Raw genomic sequence first — 19622 nt, forward strand, 5'->3', positions numbered from 1 at the left:
GAACGAGGGCTGAACTCGAACCGGCGGGGATTCGACCCGACGTGCTTTTGTCAGTCTGCCCCAAGCACGCCGTAATCAAACAATCACAATGGAGTGACGTACGCCGCTGTGATGCCGCCGTCCACCACGAATTGCGATGCCGTCATGAAGGACGAGTCGTCGCTCGCGAGGAAAGCGACGGCCGCGGCGATCTCGGCCGGCTCGGCGAACCGGCCCATCGGGACGTGCACCAACCGGCGGGCGGCACGCTCCGGATCCTTCGCGAAAAGCTCCATCAGCAACGGCGTGGCGACCGGCCCCGGACAGAGCGCGTTGATCCGGATCCCCTCCCGCGCGAACTGCACGCCGAGCTCGCGCGTCATCGCCAGGACGCCGCCTTTGCTTGCGGTATAAGCGATCTGGGAGGTCGCGGCGCCCAACAGGGCGACGAACGACGCGGTGTTGATGATCGAGCCCTTGCCCTGCCGTTGCATATGCGGGATGGCGTATTTGCAGCAGAGATAGACCGAGGTGGTGTTGACCCGCAGCACCCGCTCCCACGCATCGATCCCGGTAACCAGGATGGAGTCGTCGTCGGGCGGCGAGATGCCGGCGTTGTTGAACGCGATGTCCACCCGCCCATACCGCTCGGCCACCCCGTCGAAGAGACCGCGGACACTCTCCTCGTCAGCGACGTCACACGCCACGAACTCGCCGCCCACCTCGGCCGCACACGATTTTCCGGCATCCTCGGCGATGTCCACGGCGATCACCTTGGCGCCCTCGGCGGCGAACCGCCGGGCGGTGGCGAGGCCGATTCCACTGCCGGCCCCGGTGATCACCGCGACCCGGTCCTGCAAACGCTCCACGTGGTGCCCTTTCAGCTGTCGGTGTTGATGAAGACGTTCTTGACGTCGGTAAACGAAAGCAGGGCGTCCGGCCCCAGTTCCCGGCCCAGCCCGGACTGCTTCATGCCGCCGAACGGCGTCCAGTAGCGCACCGAGGAGTGGCTGTTGACGCTCAGCGCACCGGTCTCCACGGCCCGCGAGACGCGCAGCGCCCGGCCCAGATCCCGGGTCCACAACGAGCCGGACAGCCCGTACGAGGTGTCGTTGGCGAGCCGGATCGCGTCCTGCTCGTCGCGGAACGGCAGCACCGACAGGACCGGGCCGAACACCTCCTCCCGCCAGTGCCGGTCGCCGGTCGAGCGGGCCAGCAGCACGGTCGGCGGGAACCACCAGCCGTCGCCGTCCGGCGCGGTCCCGGTGAAGGCGACGTCGGCGTCCTCGACGTACGAGGCGACGGTCGCGCGATGACCCGCCGAGATCAGCGGGCCCATCTCGGCGGTGTCGCCCGACGGCTCCTCGACCCGGAACGCCTGCACGGCCGGTTCCAGCATCGACAGGAACTTGTCGTAGACCGACTCCTGCACCAGCAGCCGCGACCGGGCGCAGCAGTCCTGCCCGGCGTTGTCGAACACGCTGGCCGGGGTGGCGGCCGCCGCCTTGTCCAGGTCGGCGTCCGCGAAGACGATGTTCGCGCTCTTGCCACCCAGCTCCAGGGTGACCCGTTTGACCTGGTCGGAAGCGCCCGCCATGATCGATTTGCCGACCTCGGTGGAGCCGGTGAAGCAGATCTTGCGAACCGCCGGGTGGGTGACGAACCGCTGCCCGACCACCGAACCCTTGCCCGGCAGCACCTGGAAGACGTCCGGCGGCAGACCCGCCTCCAGCGCGAGCTCACCGAGCCGGATCGCGGTCAGCGGGGTGAGCTCGGCCGGCTTGAGCACGACCGTGTTGCCGGCCGCCAGGGCGGGCACGAAACCCCAGCCCGCGATCGGCATCGGGAAGTTCCACGGCACGATGATCCCGACCACGCCGAGCGGCTCGTGGAAGGTGACGTCGATACCGCCGGCCACCGGGATCTGCCGCCCGCTGAGCCGTTCCGGCGCCCCCGCGTAGTAGTTGAGCACGTCCCGGACGTTGCCGGCCTCCCAGCGAGCGTTGCCGACCGTGTGCCCGGCGTTGCGCACCTCGAGATCGGCCAGCTCGTCGAGGTGCTCGTCGACCACCGTCGCAAACCGCCGCAGCAGCCGGGCCCGATCGCCCGGAGCAACATTGCGCCAGCCGTCGAAAGCCCGCTGCGCCCGGTCGATCGCCGCGTCGGTTTCCGCCAGACCCATTCCCGGTACACGGGTGAGCAGCACCCCGGTCGAGGGGTCGATCACATCGGCCATCGTCACATCCGCTCGAATCCGCGCCGGAGTTCCCAGTCGGTGACCGCCGCATCGAACGCCGACAATTCCACCTGAGCCATGTTCGCGTAGTGGCCGACCACGTCGTCGCCGAACGCCTTCTTCGCGATGTCACTGTCCAGCCATGCGTGCTGGGCCTCGCGCAACGTCTCCGGCACCCGCGACGCGCTCTGGTCCTGATACGCGTTGCCGATGAATTCCGGTTCCAGTTCCAGCCCGTTCTCGATGCCGTGCAAGGCCCCCGCGACCAGCGCCGCGATCGCCAGATAGGGGTTCACGTCGCCGCCCGGCACCCGGTTCTCCACCCGCATGCCCTGCCCGTGCCCGGCCATCCGCAACGCGCAGGTGCGGTTGTCGACTCCCCAGCGCAGGGCGGTCGGTGCGAACGATCCCTCCTGGTAACGCTTGTAGGAGTTGATGTTGGGGGCGAACATCAGGCTGAACTCGCGCATGGTCGCGAGCAGCCCGGCCACCACGCGTTCGCCGCATTCGCTGAGGTGGCCGGGGCCGTCGCCGAGCATCGCCGATTTGCCGTCGCGGCCGCGCAGCGAGAAATGGATGTGGCAGGAGTTGCCCTCGCGCTCGTTGGGCTTGGCCATGAAGGTGAGCGACATGCCCTCCTGCGCGGCGATCTCCTTGGCGCCATTCTTGTAGATGACGTGATGGTCGGCGCAGGTGAGCGCGTCGGCGTAGCGGAAGGCGATTTCGTGCTGCCCGAAGTTGCACTCGCCCTTGGCGCTCTCCGGCACCAGACCCGCGCCGAACATGTCGTTGCGGATCCGTCGCAGCAACGGTTCCACCCGGGCCGTCCCGAGCAGCGAGTAGTCCACGTTGTACTGGTTCGCCGGGACGAGGCCGCGATAGTTCTTCTCGAATGCCTTCTCGTAACTGTCGCGATAAAGCACAAATTCAAGTTCGGTTCCCGCGTACGCCGTGAGGCCGTGCTCAGCAAGCCGGGCGAGCTGGCGCTTCAGTATCTGGCGCGGTGAGGCGTACACGGGAAGTCCGTCGGTTGTCTCGAGATCGGCGAGGACCAGAGCCGTCCCCGGTTGCCAGGGCACTTTGCGGAGCGTGGCGAAGTCCGGCTTCATGACGAAGTCGCCGTAACCACGCGCCCAGCTGGACATCTCGTATCCGTCGACGGTGTTCATGTCCACGTCCACCGCGAGCAGATAATTGCAGCCCTCGCTGCCGCCGGCCACCACCTCGTCCATGAAATAACGGCCGTGCAGACGCTTGCCCTGCAGCCGTCCCTGCATGTCGGTCAGCGCCAGCACCACGGTGTCGATGCTGCCGTTACCGACGGAGACGTCGAGATCCTCGATATACATGCGCTGCCCTACTTCTCGGTCGGCATGGTCTGTTCGCCGTGTGCCGCCTTTTCGATGAGGTTCTGCCGCGGGCCGGTGAACCACTTGCGCGCACTGGCGAACCACCAGATCGTCGCGGCGCCCAGCACGATGGCGACGGCGACGATCGTGTAGTTGAACGTCGTCGCGGTGATCGGGCTGGCCGTCGGCAGGATGAACAGAACGCAGATGATCACCACCCAGACGATCGCGATCCAGCCGACCACCGGGCTCCATTTGCCGAGGTTCCAGGGCCCCGGCTGGAAATCCTTGTTCAGTCTGCGCAGCAGGACCGGGCCCACGTACGCGATATAGAGGCCGATCACCGCGACGGAGGTGGCCGCGAGATAGGCCGTCGTGTTCCAAAGTGACGGAAGCACCAGGAGCGTCGAGAGCACCACGCAGAGCCAGATGGAGTTCGTGGGCGTACCGGTGCGGGGGTTGACCTTCTTCCAGATTCGCGAGCCCGGAATGGCACCGTCACGCGCGAAGGCGAACGACATCCGGGAATTCGCGGTGACCGAGGCCATGCCGCAGAACCATTGCGCGACCATGCAGATGAAGACCAGGAACGTGCCGGTGTTGTGGCCGAGCGCGTCGATGAAGATCTGCGCGGGCGGCAACCCGAGCGCGGTGGTCCGTTCCGCCTCGTAATCCTGGATCGACCAGGTGATCGCGAAAAGCAGGACGAATCCAGCGATCACGCTGACCACCACGGACATCACGATGCCCCGGGGTGCGGCACGCGAAGCGTCGTGCGTCTCCTCCGCGACGTGGGCGGACGCGTCGTAGCCCGTGTACGTGTACTGGGCCATCAACAGCCCGATGAGGACCGCGTAGACACTCGCCCCGGCGAAGGTGAATCCGGTTTCGTTGTGGACCTCGGTGAACACCTCGGAGACCGGCTTGTGCTGGTCCGGAATGATCGCGAGCAGCGCCACGATGACGGCCACCCCGACCAGGTGCCACCAGGCGCTGATGTCGGACAGAAGCCGCACGAGGTTGACGCCGAACGTGTTCAGCAGGCCGTGCACGGCGATGATGACCAGGAAGATCAAGAACGTCCGGGCCTTGGTGACCTCCATGTCGAAGGTCAGGCTGAGGAACGCGGAGGTGGTGATCGCCGCGCCGAAGTCGATGGCCGCGGTCACCGCGACCTCGCCGAGGAAGTTGAACCAGCCGATGAACCAGGCCCAGGCGGCCTTGTTGCGCTTGGCCAGCGCCGCGGTCCACCAGTAGAGGGCGCCCGCGGTCGGGTAGGCCGAGCACACCTCGGCCATGGCCAGGGCCACGAAGGTGACCATGATGCCGACGAAGAGCCAGCCCGGCACGATGGCGAGCGGCCCACCGGCGGTCATGGCGATCCCGTACGAGGTGATCGCGCCGGCCAGAATCGAAATGATCGAGAAGGAGACGGCGAAGTTCGAGAACCCGGAGAGCCGGCGGTGGAGCTCCTGCTGGTAGCCGAGCTGGGCCAGGCGTTCTTCGTCGGTGGTGGAGGAGGTGACGCTGCTCATCTGCGACTCCTTGCCTGAGGTTCGCTGTGACCTAGGCCACCGCGTGCCGTGATGATCGCCCTCAGTTGTTACGCGAGTCAATGATCAGCGGTAAATGCGTTGCCGCTTGGCACGCGGGCCAGCACACTTGTCCATATCCGGAACGATTCGCACGGGCCCTCGGCAAGCCCGGCGAGCACCAGGGGTTCGCTCTGATACCCCTGTCCCGCGGCGGAGCGGGGCGCGGTCACCTCTCTCTCACGCGGCATCGCCGCGTCCGGCGCCCGCCTCGCTCCGCCGCCCCTTATGCCCCGTTTTACGCCATCTGGCGAGTGTTCCGCTGTCTGACGATTTGTCCAAAAAATCTACAGCGGCGATACTAGAAATCCGTCCGTGGTCGTCCTAGAGTTTGTGGCGTCGGCCACGCACAGCCGACACGCAACTGGCACAGACCCTGAGTTGGCTAAGGAGGACGAGATACCGCAGCAACGCGTAATCACAACGTCCCCGACCCGACAAGAGGTGATCGCAGCCGATGCCCATCACTCAGGTCGTGCGCTAGCGGCACGCAGGCGCAGGACCGCATGAGCCGACGACGGTCGGCACAGAACTGAAAAGCCAGGGCCCCGGTTACCCGCCGGGGCCCTGGACTGTAGAGACCCCCGTTGCCGTCCCCTCGGAAAGGCACCATGAGCACGACCTTCGACGACGCCGACTACCCGGCGTACACGATGGGCCGCGCCGCCGACATGATCGGTGTGACGCCGGCCTTCCTCCGCAGCCTCGGGGCTGCGGGCCTGATCGAGCCGGAGCGCTCCCTCGGCGGCCACCGGCGATACTCCCGCCACCAGCTGCAGCTGGCCGGGCGCGTACGGCAGCTCCTCGACGAGGGCATCCTGCTGACCGCCGCGTGCCGCATCGTGATGCTGGAGGACCGCCTGGCCGCGGCGCACCGGCGGATCATCGAGCTGGGCGGCACCCTCACCCCCGAACACGACGCCGACACTCCTACCCAGACGATCTCCATGAGTAACTAAACCGTCGACTTAAGTCGGAGCTTCGCCGTGGGGCACCTGTGCCAAGCTCGTGGCCATGGCGATCCTCGATGAATGGCAGCGACCCGGTCCGACGAGCAGGCAGCGCCGCATCGATCTGTTCATCGGGCTCGCGGCCGTCGCCGGGGCGCTGCTCAACGTGGTGCTGGCCCGCGCCAGCGGGGTCTGGGTGTGGGGCATCGAGCGCAGCGCGGCGGAACAGCTGCTCTGGGCCTTCGCGGTGACGTTCCCGCTGATCTGGCGCCGGTCGCATCCGGAGGCCGTGCTGGCGGTCACCGCGGTGGTGTTCATCGGCGGGCAGGTGCGCAGCGTGCAGGAGATCCAGTTCGCCTCCGGTGCGATCTTCGCGGCGATCTACGCGGTCGGCGCGTGGGGACGCGATCGCCCCCGGGCCCGCTGGCTGCGGATCGCGGTGATCGGGGCGATGTTCGCCTGGCTCGCCGTCGCCTTCCTGATCGCCGCGGACAAGATGCCCCCCGGTGGACCGCCGGGTGCCACCGGTGACCTGCCACCGCTGCTGTCCGGCATCGTCAACCAGGTTCTGATCAACGTGCTGGTGTTCGCCTTCGCGTACTGGTTCGGCGAGACCGCCTGGCTGGCCGCGCGTCGCGAGCACGAGCTGACGCTGCAGGCGGACGAGATCGGCCGGGCGCGGGCGAGCGCCGAGGAACGCGCGGTGCTGGGCGAGCGCGTGCGGATCGCGCGCGAACTGCACGACGTGGTCGCCCATCATGTGTCCGTCATGGGCATCCAGGCATCCGCGGCACGCCGGGCCATGGATCGCCACCCGCAGGCCGCGAGCGCCGCCCTCACCGCTGTCGAGCAGGGCGCCCGCACGGCGGTGGACGAGCTGCACCGGATGCTCGGCGCGCTGCGGGCACCGGGCGAGCCCGTTCCGCCGGCGCCGGTCGGCGTCGAGCACGTCGCGGATCTGACCGCCCGGGTCCGCGACGCCGGCCTCACCGCCGAATACGCCGTCTTCGGCGACCCGGTTCCGCTGCCGGCATCGATCTCGCAGACCGCGTACCGGATCGTGCAGGAGGCGGTGACCAACGCGCTGAAACACGCGAACGCGTCCACCGTGGACGTCCGGATCCGTTACCTGGCCCGGGAGCTGGAGGTCGACGTGGCCGACGACGGCCGGGGCGCGAACGCGGCGGCCGGCAGCGGTCTGGGCCTGGCCGGCATGCGGGAGCGGGTCGCGCTGCACGGCGGCACGGTGGAGGCCGGTCCACGCTCCTCGGGCGGGTTCCGGGTCCGGGCGCGGCTGCCCTTGGATACGAGCCGGCTGGTGGAGGCCCAGTGATCCGGGTCCTTCTCGCGGACGACCATCGCCTCGTCCGGTCCGGGTTCCGGGTCATTCTCGATCTCGAGGACGACATCGAGGTGGTCGGCGAGGCCGAGGACGGCGCGTCCGCCGTCGCGTTGTGCGCCCGGCACACCCCCGACGTCGTGCTGATGGATGTCGAGATGCCGGGCATGGACGGTCTGGATGCGACCCGTCGCATCGTCACCACGGACGGGCCGTCGGTGCTGATCCTGACCACGTTCGACCGCGACGACTACCTGTTCGCGGCGTTGCAGGCCGGCGCCTCCGGTTTCCTGCTGAAGAACAGCGCCCCGGAAACCCTGATCGAGGCCGTACGCGTCATCGCGCGCGGCGACGCACTGCTGGCACCGGAGATCACCCGCCGGGTCATCTCGGCGTTCACGGCCCGCTCCGGCCTCGCGGCCGACGGTGGTCCGCGTCTCGACGAGCTGACGCCGCGCGAGCGGGAGGTGCTGGTCGCGCTCGCCGGTGGCGCGACGAATGCGGAGATCGCCCGCGCCCTCCACTTGGGAGAGACGACGGTCAAGACGCATGTGAGCCGGGTGCTGACGAAGCTGGGGGCCCGCGATCGTACCCAGGCGGTCGTCATGGCGTACGAGATGGGGGTGGTGACGCCGCGTCCTCCGCGAGGATGACCCAGGGGGTCGTTCCCGGGCCCGACGCAATCGCTGCCGTGAATGTCTAGCGTCATGGGGCATGAGCCTCAACGTCGACGGTGTGAGCCGCAGTTTCGACGGCCGCCAGGTCCTCAAGGACGTCTCGTTCAAGGTCGCGGGCGGCCGCCTGACCGGGTTCGTCGGTGCCAACGGCGCCGGCAAGACCACCACCATGCGGATCATCCTCGGCGTGCTGGCCCCCGATTCCGGCACGGTGACCTGGCAGGACGCGCCGCTGACCCGGGACGGTCGGCAGCGCTTCGGGTATATGCCGGAGGAACGCGGCCTCTATCCCAAGATGTCGGTCACCGACCAGGTGGTCTATCTCGGGCAGCTGCACGGGATGAGCCGGCCCGCCGCGCTGAAGCGGACCGCGGAGCTGCTGGAGCGTCTCGGCCTCGGCGAGCGCGGCGGCGACAAGCTGGAGAAGCTGTCGCTCGGCAACCAGCAGCGGGCCCAGGTCGCCGCCGCGATGGTGCACGACCCGGACGTGCTGGTCCTCGACGAGCCGTTCTCCGGCCTCGACCCGCTCGCCGTCGAGACCGTGCTGGAGGTGCTGCGCGAGCGCGCCGCCGCCGGTGCCCCGGTGCTGTTCTCCAGTCACCAGCTCGACCTGGTCGAACGCCTCTGTGACGACCTGGTGATCATCGCGGACGGGACGATCCGGGCGGCGGGTGACCGGGCGTCGCTGCGGGCCTCGCACAGCCTGCCCCGCTATCGCCTGCTGGTCGGTTCGGACGCGGGCTGGATCCGCGACCAGCCCGGGGTCACGCTGCTCGAGCTGGACGGGCCGGAGGCGATCTTCGAGCTGTCCGCCGCCGCCGACGATCAGGAGCTGCTGCGGTCCGCGCTGGCCCGCGGCCCGGTGCACGCGTTCGGGCCGGTCGTCCCGTCCCTGACCGAGATCTTCCGAGAGGTTATTCGCTGATGAGCACGTACGCCGCGGCCAAGCTGGTCGCCGCCCGCGAGATCAAGGTCAAGCTCCGCGACAAGACGTTTCTGTTCAGCACGGTGTTCTTCCTGCTCTTCGCGGTGGCGTCGACGGTGTTGCCGGCCCTGCTCAGCGGCGGCGCCTCGACGGTGGCGGTCGCCGACGCGGCCACCGCCGCGCGGCTGTCCGACGCGGGCCTCGAGGTGCGCGCGGTCGCCGACGACGCGGCCGCCGAGAAGCTGGTGCGGGACGGCTCGGCGGACGCCGCGGTGGTCGCCGGCCCCGCGGTGCTGGCCATGGAGGACAGCCCGGACGACGTGGTGCGGGCGTTGAGCGACTCGCCACCGGTCCGGCTGCTCGACCCCGACGCCGTCGACCCGTTCCTCGCGTTCGCCGTGCCGTTCGCCCTGGCCTTCGTCTTCTTCTTCACGTCGCTGCTGTTCGGCCTGTCCATCGCGCAAAGCGTCACCGAGGAGAAACAGACCCGCGTCGTGGAGATCCTGGTGTCCTCGGTGCCGACGCGTGCGCTGCTCGCCGGGAAGGTCGCGGCGCTGACCCTGCTGTCGTTCATCCAGGTGGGGCTGATCGCGATCGTCGCGCTGACCGGGGCGCGGCTGGCCGGCGCCGATCGCGGCCTGCTCCACCTGCTGCAGCCGGCCATCGGGTGGTTCCTGGCATTCTTCGTGATCGGCTTCATCATGCTGGCCGCGATCTGGGCGGGCGTGGGAGCGCTGGCCGGCCGGCAGGAGGACCTGAACGGCGTCTCCCAACCGGTGCAGATGGCCGTGATGCTGCCGTTCTTCGCGGTGATCTTCCTCGGCGACAACGACGCCGCGATGCGGGTGCTGTCCTACATCCCGTTCTCGGCGCCGGTCGCGATGCCGGTGCGGCTCTTCAACGGCGACGCGGCCGCCTGGGAACCGCCGCTGGCCCTGCTGATCATGGCGGTGACGGCTCTGCTGCTGCTCGTGGTGGGCTCCCGGGTGTATGCCGGTTCACTGTTGCGGACCAACGGGAAGACGTCGTGGGCGGTGGCGTGGCGTACGAAGGCCTCGATCTAGGTCTTCAGTGGACCCGGCCGGTTCCGGCGTGCAGGATCATGGGATGTCGATGCGCTGGGGAATCACCGTCCCGCTCAGCGGGGTGCCACTGCCCGATCACCAGGCCGTGTACGCGACGCTGGCCGACGCCGGGTTCACCGATCTCTGGTCGTCGGAGGTCAACGGCACGGACGCGTTCACGCCGCTGGCCCTGGCCGCGGCGTGGGCGCCGTCGTTCCGGCTGGGCACCGCGATCGCGCCGGTCTTCACGCGAGGGCCGGCGCTGCTCGCGATGACGGCGGCGGCGCTGGCCGAGGCCGCTCCCGGGCGTGTCCAGCTAGGGATCGGCTCGTCGTCACCTGTTGTCGTCGAGGATTGGAACGGTGTCGAGTTCGCGTCACCGTACGCGCGGAGCCGCGACATGCTGCGCTTCCTCGCGGCGGCGCTGGCCGGCGAGACCGTGACCGAGGAGTATTCGACGTTCGCGGTGAAGCGCTTCCGCCTGGAACGCCCGCCGGCCGTCCTCCCGAAGATCCACCTGGCCGCGCTGCGTCCCGGCATGCTCCGCCTGGCCGCGTCCTCGGCCGACGGGGTGATTCTGAACTGGCTCTCCCCCGCCGATGTGCCGACCGCGCTGGCCGAGCTGTCCGGTGCACCGTCGGACTTCGAGGTGGTGGCGCGCATCTTCGTCTGCCCGACGCCGGACGCCGCGTACGCCCGGACGGTGGCCAGACGCATGATCGCGGCGTACGTGAACGTGCCGGCTTACGCGGCGTTCCATCGCTGGCTGGGCCGTGCGGAGGTGCTGACCCCGGTCTGGGAGGCCTGGTCGGCCGGCGATCGCAAGGCGGCCCTCGCCGCGATCCCCGACTCACTGGTGGACGAGCTGGTGGTCCACGGCTCTCCGGCCGAGTGCCGCGCCAAGGTCGAGGAATACGTCAAGGCAGGCGTCACGGTCCCGGCGATGGCTTTGTTGCCGACGCCCGAGCTGGAGACGCCGGACCTCGAAAAGCTGGCGGCGTTGTTGCACTCACTGGGCCGCTGAGCGCTCGCCGCTCACCGGCCGGTCGTCGGGACGGCCTGAAGTGGCAGCGAGCCGGCCGTCAGGTGGGGACTCGCTCGGTGCGTTTGCGGGAGGTGCGCGTCCGTACCGGGGAAATGTTTGAATCTTGCACATGAGGAAGGCGCACCCCCGTGAGTGCGCCTGTCCTCGCGTGCGTCATGGCTACTCGGACTCGGAGTCGGACTCGGCGAGCACCGCGTAGAGCTTGCGCTTTGTCTCGTTCAGCACCTCCAGCGCCTTCTGACGCTGCTCGGGCGTGCCGTTGAAGCCGACCTGGCGCAGGGCGCCCATGATGCCGACGGCCGCGTCGCGGAAGTCCTGCACCTGCGACATGGTGTCGTCGCCGATGCTGGCCCACGGCGGGTTCTGCGCGGCGGTCTCGGCCTCGGGACGGCCGTCCGCGGTGAGGCGGTAGCTCTTGCGGCCACCCTCGGCGGTGGCCTCGATCAGGCCCTCGTCCTCGAGGAGCTGCAGCGTCGGGTAGACCGAGCCGGGGCTCGGGCGCCAGATGCCGTTGGTGCGGGAGTCGAGCTCCTGGATCATCTCGTAGCCGTGCATCGGGCGCTCCAGAAGCAGCGCCAGCAGGGCGGGACGGACGTTCAGACGAGTCCCGCGCCCGCCACGACGGCCCCCGCGACCACCGTGACCGAACGGGCCACCGGGGCCGAAGTCGGGGCCGCCGTGTCCGCCGGGGCCGCCGAACGGGAAACCGGGCGGGAATCCCCACCCTCGCATGCGATGAGCTTCGCTGTGGAAGTTCCTCATGATCTTCTCCGATCTGTTGTCGATAGCTTGACGATATATCGGCAACGCATCGGGTGCAAGGGTTTCTTCGGGAGAGGGGTTGCCGATGGGCGACTTGGCCCTGCTATCTGGCAATGTGGAACATGTGCTGACGGTTCCCATTCGCCAGCTCGGGGAGTCCGAGCGCGCCGCGGTCGAGCAGATCCTCGATCGCGACCCCTACGCAGGCGCCCAGATCGCCGAGCGGGTGGCCGCGCACGGCCTGAACTGGTGGCGCTCCGACGGCCGGATCTTCGGGTACGGCACCGGCCGGCGCATCGAGTCGATCATCTGGTCGGGCGCGCATCTCGTCCCGGTGTGCACGACCCCGGTGGCGACCGCCGCGTTCGCCGAGATGCTCGGCTCCGAACCGCGGATCTGTTCCTCGATCATCGGCCGCTCGGAGGCCGTGCTCGACCTCTGGAGCCGGCTGGAGAGCCGCTGGGGCCGCGCCCGCGACGTGCGCACCAACCAGCCGTTACTGGTGGCCGACCGGGATCCGGCGATCGCCCCCGACCCGGACGTGCGGCTGGTGCGCCCGAGCGAGGTCGATCTGCTGTTCCCGGCCGCGGTGTCGATGTACACCGAGGAGGTCGGCGTGTCCCCGCTGCTCGACGACGGCGGCCGCGGCTACCGGCGCCGGATCGCCGAGCTGGTGAAGGGGAAGCGGGCCTACGCGCGCTTCCTGGGCGACCGTGTCATCTTCAAGGCCGAGCTGGCGATCGTGACCCGCCGGACGGCTCAGGTGCAGGGCGTGTGGGTCGACCCGGAGTTCCGGGGCCGCGGCCTGGCGGCACCGGCCATGGCCGCCGTCGTCCGCGACGCCTTGCGCCGCGTCGCCCCGACGGTGAGCTTGTACGTGAACGACTACAACACGGCCGCCCGCCGCGTCTACGCACGATGCGGCTTCGTTTCCGCCGGCTCGTTCGCCACAGTGCTCTTCTAGCCCGGCGGCCCGGCCCGGCCGGGTGGCCGGGCCTCGCCGCCGTGTCTGATCAGTGGATCGTGACCTGCGGGCCGGGGAGCAGGTCGCGCATCTCCTCGGGCAGCTCGGCACCCATCTCGTCGGCCAGGCGCAGGGCCTCCTCGACCAGCGTCTCGACGATGATCGGCTCGGGCACCGTCTTGATGACCTTGCCCTTCACGAAGATCTGGCCCTTGCCGTTGCCGGACGCCACGCCCAGGTCGGCCTCACGCGCCTCACCCGGACCGTTCACGACGCAGCCCATGACCGCGACCCGCAGCGGCACCGGGAAGCCCTCCAGCGCCGCGGTGACCTGCTCGGCCAGCGTGTAGACGTCCACCTGGGCCCGCCCGCACGACGGACAGGAGACGATCTCGAGGCCGCGCTCACGCAGGCCCAGCGACTCGAGGATCGCCTGGCCCACCTTGATCTCCTCGACCGGCGGGGCGGACAGCGACACCCGGATCGTGTCACCGATGCCCTCGGCGAGCAGGGCGCCGAACGCCACCGAGCTCTTGATCGTGCCCTGGAAAGAGGGCCCCGCCTCGGTGACACCGAGGTGCAGCGGGTAGTCGCACTGCTCGGCCAGCTGGCGGTACGCCCGGATCATGACGACCGGGTCGTTGTGCTTCACCGAGATCTTGATGTCGCGGAAGCCGTGCTCCTCGAACAGCGAGCACTCCCACAGCGCCGACTCGACCAGCGCCTCGGCCGTCGCCTTGCCGTACTTCTCCAGGAGCCGCTTGTCGAGCGAGCCCGCGTTGACCCCGATTCGGATCGGGATGCCCGCGTCGCTCGCCGCCCGGGCGATCTCCTTGACCTTGTCGTCGAACTGGCGGATGTTGCCCGGGTTGACCCGGACCGCGGCGCAGCCGGCGTCGATCGCGGCGAACACGTACTTGGGTTGGAAGTGGATGTCGGCGATCACCGGAATTTGCGACTTCTTGGCGATCGCGGGCAGCGCCTCGACGTCGTCCTGGGAGGGCACGGCGACCCGGACGATCTGACAGCCCGCCGCGGTGAGCTCGGCGATCTGCTGAAGGGTGGCGTTGACGTCGGCGGTGAGCGTGGTGGTCATCGACTGCACACTGACCGGGGCCCCACCACCGACCGGCACGCTGCCGACCATGAGCTGACGGCTCTGGCGGCGAGGCGCGAGTGGCGGAGGAGGCACGGCCGGCATTCCAAGGCTGACAGCGGTCACGGGAATATCGTAATCGGGTTGACGATGTCGGCGGTAGCCGTGAGCAGTGTGAACGCGCCGCCTATGAGAATGACCGCATAAGTTATGGGCATCAATTTGTAGTAGTCCACGCGGCCAGGATCTCTCCTGCGCAACCGGGCGTAGAGCCACGACCGCGCCTTCTCGAACCAGGCGATGGCGATGTGTCCGCCGTCCAGCGGCAACAGCGGCAGCAGGTTGAAGATACCGATGAAGACGTTGAGCGAGATGAAGATCTGCCAGAAGACCTCGGGCACGCCCTTCTCGATCGCCTCACCGCCGAGGCGGCTCGCGCCGATCACGCTGATCGGAGTGTTCGGGTCGCGCTCGCCACCGGTGAGTGAGTGCCACAAGGCGGGGATCTTCTCGGGGACCTTCTTCAGCGACGCGAACGAGTTCTCCACGATGAGCCAGCCGAAGCTGGCGCTGGCGGGCACCGCGGTCGCGACGTTGTAGTTGTTGATCCGCGCGATGCCGCTCGTGTCCAGGCCGAGCCCGGCGACCGGGACGTCGGTCTGCGGGCCGGTGCCGGTGTCGTCGTCGGGCGCCGGACGCTTGGCACTGACGAGCTTGACCTCGGCGACGGCGGACTTGCCGTCTCGCGTGTACTCGAAGGGGACCGCGCCGGCCTTCTGCACGCGGATCGCGTTGGTCAGGTCGCCGTAGTTGTTGATCGTGGTGGTGCCGACCTTGGTGATGAGGTCGCCGTTCTTCAAGCCGGCCGCTGCGGCCGGGCCGGCGATCGCGCCGTCCGTGCCGGGCTTGCAGTCCACGTTCGTGGTGGGCAGGTTGATCCAGGTGCAGTCGGCCACCTCGATGCGGGCCGGCTTGGTGAGCGTCTGCGAGCTGGTGACCGGGAAATCCTGGTTGGGCAGGCCGACCGTGATCGCCATGATCCAGATGCCCGCGGCGGCGAGGATGAAGTGGGTGACCGAGCCCGCGCCCATGACGATCGTCCGCTTCCACACCGGGAACCGCCACATGGCGCGTGGCTGGTCCTCGGGAGCGACGTCGTCGTCCTGCGGCGTCATTCCGACGATCTTGCAGAAGCCGCCTAACGGGATCAGTTTCAGTCCGTACTCGGTCTCGCCTCGCCGGAACGAGAACAACGTGGGGCCGAAGCCGACGAAATACTGCGTCACCTTCATCCCGAAGCGCTTGCCGGTGATCATGTGACCCAGCTCATGCAAGCTCACCGAGACCAAGATTGTCAGCGCGAACGCCGCCGCACCTAACCAGAACAGCAGCATCAGGCTCCTTCAGCCGCAGTAGCGATCATCCGCTGAGATTCCGCGCGCGCCCACGTTTCCGCGGCGAGCACTTCTTCGACGGTACCCGGCTCGGCAAAATCGGGCGCCGCCGCAAGCACCGCCGCAACGGTGTCGACGATGCCCAAAAACGGTAGCCGACCGGACACGAACGCGGCCACACACTCCTCGTTGGCCGCGTTGTAGACGGCCGGGCGGCAATGACCGGCCCGACCCGCCTCCTTGGCCAGCCGAACGGCCGGAAACGCCTGGTCGTCCAGCGGGCGCAGCTCCCAGTTGTGGGCCTCGCGCCAGTCCACCGGACTGGCCGCGGCCGGCACCCGTTCGGGCCACGCCAGCGCGAGCGCGATCGGCAGCCGCATGTCCGGCGGACTGGTCTGCGCCAGCGTCGAGCCGTCGGTGAACTCGACCATCGAATGAATGTACGACTGTGGATGGATCATCACTTCGATGTCGTCGTACGCCACGTCGAACAGCTCGTGCGCCTCGATCACCTCGAGCCCTTTGTTCACCATCGTGGCCGTGTTGATCGTGACGACCGGGCCCATGTCCCACGTCGGGTGCTTGAGCGCGTCCTCCGGGGTGACATGCTCCAGCTCGTCGCGGCGCCGGCCGCGGAACGCGCCGCCGCTCGCGGTCAGCACGAGTTTCGCCACCTCGGCCGTGGAGCCGCCGCGCAGGCACTGGGCCAGCGCCGAGTGCTCCGAGTCGACCGGGACGATCTGCCCCTGCTTGGCCACCCGCCGCACCAGCGGGCCGCCGGCGACCAGCGACTCCTTGTTGGCCAGGGCGAGCAGCCGGCCGGCCTCGAGCGCGGCCAGGGTGGGCGCGAGACCGAGGCTGCCGACCACGCCGTTGAGCACCACGTCGCACGGGACGGTGGCCAGCTCGGTCATCGCCTCCGGCCCGGCCACGATGCGGGGCAGCTTGAAGTCGCCGGAGGCCCAGCCGCGCTTCTGCGCCTCGCTGTAGAAGGCGAGCTGGAGGTCCTGCACGACCGACGATCGGGCCACCCCCACCACTTCGACGCCGAGCTCGAGCGCCTGGGCGGCGAGCAGCTCGACGTTGCCACCCCCGGCGCCGAGCGCCACCACGCGGAAGCGCTCGGGGTTGCGACGGACTATGTCGATGGCCTGAGTGCCGATGGACCCGGTCGAGCCGAGCAGAACGAGGTCTCGCATGCCGCACATCTTCCCGGATGCGCGTACGAGGTTGGTAAGGGCTGTGGATAACTCGTTAACTGGGTACTGCAGCGTCATGAGACGGTGGCTGCGGACGACCCTGCACGGTCGCGACGTCGCCCTGCACGCCGCCGCCGTCACCTTCTACGCGGGCATCGCGGTGGTGCCGGTCGCGCTGCTGGCCGTCTGGATCACCGGCTGGATCGCCGGGGCGGACCGGGTCCGGCGGCTCACCGGGCAGACGATAGCGGCCCTCCCGGACCGGATCGGTGCCCCCGGGGCGCTGGCCGCGCTGATCGAGGGCGGGCTTCATCTGAGTCCGGCGTTCGCGCTGGCCAGCCTGCTTCCGGCGACCCTGTACGGGGAGGGGCTGCGGCGCGCCTTCGTCTCGCTGCGCGGGCCGGCCGGTGGCGAGAGCCTGGTCGGCTGGCGGGGCCGGCTGCTCTGGCTGCCGCTTCTCGCGGCCGCGCCGGCCCTGCTGCTGGCGATGTTCCTCGCGCTACCGGCAACCAGCGCTTTGTGGGTACGCGGCGGCTGGTACTCGGTATGGGCGGTGATCCTGTCGTTCCTGGCGGCCTGGGTGGTGCTCACTCCGGTGGTCATCTGGGTCTACCGGTACGTCGCGCCGGGCCGGCCGGGCTGGCTCGCCACCTCGCTGATCGGCTCGTTCACCGCGGCCAACCTCTCCGGGTTCCTGCACGGTTTCGTGCTCTTCTGCGCGTTGCCGCTCGATCTGGGCACCCCGTTCGGCGGCTTCACCGAGATCGGTGGGATGGTCGCGGTCGGGCTCTGGCTCTACCTGTTCCACGTGATCGTGCTGCTCGGTTACGCGGCGACCCGCAACTTTGTTTCCCCGTCCGCCACATCGGGGCAATCTGTCGGACCCACGCGCTACAGTCCCAGGCCATGACGACCCTCCCCGCCCAGACCGACGTGGTGATCATCGGAGCGGGCCACAACGGCCTGGTCTCCGCGATTCTGCTGGCCCGCGCCGGGCTCGACGTGCTGGTGCTGGAGGCCGCCGACGTGCTGGGTGGGGCGGCCCGCACCGAGCATCCGTTCGGCCGGGTGCCCGGCCTGGGCCAGTCGACCGGGTCCTATCTGTTGGGTTTGATGCCACCCGAGCTGCTGCGCGAGCTCGACGTCGACATCCCGGTGCTGCGCCGCGATCCGCACTATTTCCTGCCCACGCCCGGTCCGGCCGGCTCGCCACACCTTCTCTTCGGGCGTGACCGCGAGGCCACCCGGGCGCAGATGGAGCAGTATTTCTCGCCGCGTGACATCGCCGCGGACGAGCAGCTCGCCGCCGAGATCGCGGCGCTGCGAGCCGATCTCGCGCCGTCCTGGCTCGAGGAGCCCGGCTCGGTGGAGGAGATCGCCGACCACTACATCCGGCCCCAGCTCCAGAGCACTTTCGTCGAGCTCGTGCGGGGCTCGGTCGCCGACTATCTCACGCGTTTCGGCTTCAAGAGCGAACTGCTGATGAGCATGTACGCCGTGACGGACGGCCTGTCGGGTCTGAACGCGGGACCGGACGACCCCGGCACCGGTCACAACTTCCTGGTGCACAACATGTGCCGCCTGCCCGGCTCGGACGGCACGTGGATGATCGCCCGGGGCGGCATGGGCACGGTGTCGCGCACGTTCGCCGACGCGGCCCGCGCCGCGGGTGCCGTTATCCACAGCGCGTCCCCCGTGTCGCAGGTCACACTCGACGGCGGCGCCGCGAGCGGGGTCGTCCTGGCCGACGGGCAGTCGATCAGCGCCCGCGTGGTCCTGGGCGCCTGCGATCCGTACCGGTTGATGGGCCTCGTCCCCGAGGGCGCCCTGCCCGCCGAGCTGACGTCGCGGATGGCCGCGGTCCGGCGCACCGGCACGACGCTCAAGCTCAACATGGCTCTGCGCGGGCTGCCGCGCTTCTCCTGCCTGCCCGAGGACGGCCCGTCGCCGTTCGGCGCCACCATCCACCTGCTGCCCGGTTCGGCGGGGCTGGCGGGCGGTTCGTCCGAGTCGCCGATGGCCGCGCTGCGGGCCATGTGGGCCGACGTGCAGGCGGGCGTGCTCCCGGCCGAGCCGACCATCGAGTGGTATTTGCACACCACCGTCGATCCGTCGCTGCAGGACGCGGCGGGCCACCACTCGTCCGCGCTGTTCGTGCAGTCGGTCCCGTTCGAGCCGGCCGGCTCGTCGTGGGAGGCCGAGCTGCCCGGTTACGTGGAGCGCCTGCTGGACATCTGCGAAAGGTACGCGCCGGGCACCCGCGACCTGGTCGCCGACGTGATGCCGCTGACGCCGCCCGGCATCGAGAAACATTTCGGCATCACCGGCGGCCACATCCACCACGTGGACAACACGGTCGCCTTCAACGAGCGGATGCCGTATTTCACCGGCGTCGACGGCCTGTACGCGGGCTCGGCCGGCGCCCACCCGGCCGGCAGCGTGATCGGCGCCGCCGGCCACAACGCCGCGCAGCGAATCCTGCGCGACTTGGAGGTCCGCGGCTAGCCAAGCCACCGACCGCAGCCAAGCCACCGACCGCAGCCAAGCCACCGACCGCAGCCAAGCCACCGGCCGCAGGCAGTCAGCGATCGGATCTCCGTCCGCCAGCCCGCTGCCACCCGCTCGCATATCCGACATTTACTAAGATTTGTTGGATCGGCTGGGCCGCTGGACGGCTGGCCCGGCGCGCGGCCGCGCGACGCTTCCATTCCGCGAGACAGGCGACCGCCTGCTGAGACCCGCGCCCGCATTATGGACCCACCGTCCGCGATGTGAGACCTGCGTCCATTGTAGAGAGTACTTTCGTCAGTTAATGAGGCTTTCGTCCGGCGGATTTTCCTGGCCGAATGTGAACCTTGGAGAGTTAGGGCTGATATGTGGGCGTAACTCTCCAAGGTTCATAAAAGTCCATGATGTGGTCGCGGCGTCCATATAGCGGGACCGCCCGGCCGGGAGCGGATCACCACAGCGCCACAGCGCTGGCACCACCGCGCCACCGGCCATGGTGACCAGGGCATTCACCGGTGGTCACCGCGATGCTGCCGCGCCTGA

General features: G+C 69.1%; 17 protein-coding genes. 9 read left to right on the plus strand and 8 right to left on the minus strand.

All coding sequences use genetic code 11. The features are described from left to right. Positions 1 to 83: 83 nt before the first annotated feature. From HH310_RS15055 to HH310_RS15070, 4 genes are read right to left on the minus strand one after another with little or no spacing between them, the layout of a single operon-like run. Positions 84 to 848: a 3-oxoacyl-ACP reductase gene (locus tag HH310_RS15055; protein WP_169176165.1), complete on the minus strand. Its 765-nt coding sequence runs from the start codon at positions 846 to 848 to the stop codon at positions 84 to 86. Positions 849 to 859: 11 nt separating this feature from the next. Beyond that, a complete protein-coding gene (locus tag HH310_RS15060) occupies positions 860 to 2215 on the minus strand; it encodes an aldehyde dehydrogenase (protein WP_169176166.1) in 1356 nt (451 codons plus the stop codon). A gap of 2 nt (positions 2216 to 2217) precedes the next feature. Further along, positions 2218 to 3564, minus strand: coding sequence for a glutamine synthetase family protein (locus tag HH310_RS15065; RefSeq protein ID WP_169176167.1), 1347 nt, complete (start codon positions 3562 to 3564; stop codon positions 2218 to 2220). A gap of 8 nt (positions 3565 to 3572) precedes the next feature. Beyond that, positions 3573 to 5099 (minus strand): amino acid permease, encoded by a 1527-nt coding sequence (locus tag HH310_RS15070; RefSeq protein ID WP_169176168.1) that lies wholly within the window; start codon positions 5097 to 5099, stop codon positions 3573 to 3575. 668 nt (positions 5100 to 5767) lie between these two features. Here HH310_RS15070 and HH310_RS15075 point away from each other — a divergent pair. From HH310_RS15075 to HH310_RS15100, 6 genes are all read left to right on the plus strand, one after another. Continuing rightward, on the plus strand, positions 5768 to 6115 hold the full coding sequence (locus HH310_RS15075; RefSeq protein WP_169176169.1) for a MerR family transcriptional regulator: 348 nt from the start codon (positions 5768 to 5770) through the stop codon (positions 6113 to 6115). A gap of 55 nt (positions 6116 to 6170) precedes the next feature. After that, entirely contained in the window at positions 6171 to 7439 is a 1269-nt protein-coding gene (locus tag HH310_RS15080) for a sensor histidine kinase (protein ID WP_169176170.1), read from the plus strand. Beyond that, positions 7436 to 8098 (plus strand): response regulator transcription factor, encoded by a 663-nt coding sequence (locus tag HH310_RS15085; protein ID WP_169176171.1) that lies wholly within the window; start codon positions 7436 to 7438, stop codon positions 8096 to 8098. Before HH310_RS15080 ends, HH310_RS15085 begins: the two co-directional genes overlap by 4 nt. 61 nt (positions 8099 to 8159) lie before the next feature. After that, positions 8160 to 9047: an ABC transporter ATP-binding protein gene (locus HH310_RS15090; protein ID WP_169176172.1), complete on the plus strand. Its 888-nt coding sequence runs from the start codon at positions 8160 to 8162 to the stop codon at positions 9045 to 9047. Further along, on the plus strand, positions 9047 to 10111 hold the full coding sequence (locus HH310_RS15095; protein WP_169176173.1) for an ABC transporter permease: 1065 nt from the start codon (positions 9047 to 9049) through the stop codon (positions 10109 to 10111). Before HH310_RS15090 ends, HH310_RS15095 begins: the two co-directional genes overlap by 1 nt. Before the next feature lie 61 nt (positions 10112 to 10172). Further along, positions 10173 to 11135, plus strand: coding sequence for an LLM class F420-dependent oxidoreductase (locus HH310_RS15100; RefSeq protein ID WP_312034113.1), 963 nt, complete (start codon positions 10173 to 10175; stop codon positions 11133 to 11135). A gap of 180 nt (positions 11136 to 11315) precedes the next feature. Here HH310_RS15100 and HH310_RS15105 read toward each other — a convergent pair whose 3' ends face one another. After that, positions 11316 to 11888 (minus strand): PadR family transcriptional regulator, encoded by a 573-nt coding sequence (locus tag HH310_RS15105; protein WP_169176175.1) that lies wholly within the window; start codon positions 11886 to 11888, stop codon positions 11316 to 11318. A gap of 154 nt (positions 11889 to 12042) precedes the next feature. Here HH310_RS15105 and HH310_RS15110 point away from each other — a divergent pair, with 154 nt between their 5' ends. After that, positions 12043 to 12882, plus strand: coding sequence for a GNAT family N-acetyltransferase (locus tag HH310_RS15110; RefSeq protein WP_169176176.1), 840 nt, complete (start codon positions 12043 to 12045; stop codon positions 12880 to 12882). A 49-nt stretch (positions 12883 to 12931) separates the two neighbouring features. Here HH310_RS15110 and ispG read toward each other — a convergent pair whose 3' ends face one another. Genes ispG through dxr form a run of 3 tightly spaced genes read right to left on the minus strand, consistent with a single transcriptional unit; the run spans position 12932 to position 16580 of the window. Next, complete coding sequence (ispG, locus tag HH310_RS15115; protein ID WP_169176177.1) at positions 12932 to 14104, minus strand: flavodoxin-dependent (E)-4-hydroxy-3-methylbut-2-enyl-diphosphate synthase; 1173 nt, start codon at positions 14102 to 14104, stop codon at positions 12932 to 12934. Further along, positions 14101 to 15369 carry a M50 family metallopeptidase gene (locus HH310_RS15120; RefSeq protein WP_396027521.1) on the minus strand — a complete coding sequence of 423 codons (1269 nt, stop codon included), beginning with the start codon at positions 15367 to 15369 and terminating at the stop codon, positions 14101 to 14103. Before HH310_RS15120 ends, ispG begins: the two co-directional genes overlap by 4 nt. A 2-nt stretch (positions 15370 to 15371) precedes the next feature. After that, complete coding sequence (gene dxr / locus HH310_RS15125) at positions 15372 to 16580, minus strand: 1-deoxy-D-xylulose-5-phosphate reductoisomerase (protein ID WP_169176332.1); 1209 nt, start codon at positions 16578 to 16580, stop codon at positions 15372 to 15374. Positions 16581 to 16647: 67 nt separating this feature from the next. Here dxr and HH310_RS15130 point away from each other — a divergent pair, with 67 nt between their 5' ends. Together HH310_RS15130 and HH310_RS15135 are read left to right on the plus strand one after the other, a co-directional pair. Continuing rightward, on the plus strand, positions 16648 to 17481 hold the full coding sequence (locus HH310_RS15130; protein WP_169176179.1) for a YhjD/YihY/BrkB family envelope integrity protein: 834 nt from the start codon (positions 16648 to 16650) through the stop codon (positions 17479 to 17481). Continuing rightward, positions 17478 to 19076 carry an NAD(P)/FAD-dependent oxidoreductase gene (locus HH310_RS15135; protein ID WP_169176180.1) on the plus strand — a complete coding sequence of 533 codons (1599 nt, stop codon included), beginning with the start codon at positions 17478 to 17480 and terminating at the stop codon, positions 19074 to 19076. Before HH310_RS15130 ends, HH310_RS15135 begins: the two co-directional genes overlap by 4 nt. Positions 19077 to 19622: the final 546 nt, after the last annotated feature.

Source organism: Actinoplanes sp. TBRC 11911 (assembly GCF_012933445.1).
Lineage (GTDB): Bacteria > Actinomycetota > Actinomycetes > Mycobacteriales > Micromonosporaceae > Actinoplanes.

Excerpts from the sequence above, each read along its gene's own strand:
- HH310_RS15075 (WP_169176169.1), top strand. The coding sequence starts at position 5,768 with ATGAGCACGACCTTCGACGACGCCGACTACCCGGCGTACACGATGGGC.
- HH310_RS15060 (WP_169176166.1), bottom strand. The coding sequence starts at position 2,215 with ATGGCCGATGTGATCGACCCCTCGACCGGGGTGCTGCTCACCCGTGTA.
- HH310_RS15090 (WP_169176172.1), top strand. The coding sequence starts at position 8,160 with ATGAGCCTCAACGTCGACGGTGTGAGCCGCAGTTTCGACGGCCGCCAG.
- HH310_RS15135 (WP_169176180.1), top strand. The coding sequence starts at position 17,478 with ATGACGACCCTCCCCGCCCAGACCGACGTGGTGATCATCGGAGCGGGC.
- HH310_RS15065 (WP_169176167.1), bottom strand. The coding sequence starts at position 3,564 with ATGTATATCGAGGATCTCGACGTCTCCGTCGGTAACGGCAGCATCGAC.
- HH310_RS15080 (WP_169176170.1), top strand. The coding sequence starts at position 6,171 with ATGGCGATCCTCGATGAATGGCAGCGACCCGGTCCGACGAGCAGGCAG.
- HH310_RS15105 (WP_169176175.1), bottom strand. The coding sequence starts at position 11,888 with ATGCGAGGGTGGGGATTCCCGCCCGGTTTCCCGTTCGGCGGCCCCGGC.
- HH310_RS15130 (WP_169176179.1), top strand. The coding sequence starts at position 16,648 with ATGAGACGGTGGCTGCGGACGACCCTGCACGGTCGCGACGTCGCCCTG.
- HH310_RS15070 (WP_169176168.1), bottom strand. The coding sequence starts at position 5,099 with ATGAGCAGCGTCACCTCCTCCACCACCGACGAAGAACGCCTGGCCCAG.
- dxr (WP_169176332.1), bottom strand. The coding sequence starts at position 16,580 with ATGTGCGGCATGCGAGACCTCGTTCTGCTCGGCTCGACCGGGTCCATC.
- HH310_RS15095 (WP_169176173.1), top strand. The coding sequence starts at position 9,047 with ATGAGCACGTACGCCGCGGCCAAGCTGGTCGCCGCCCGCGAGATCAAG.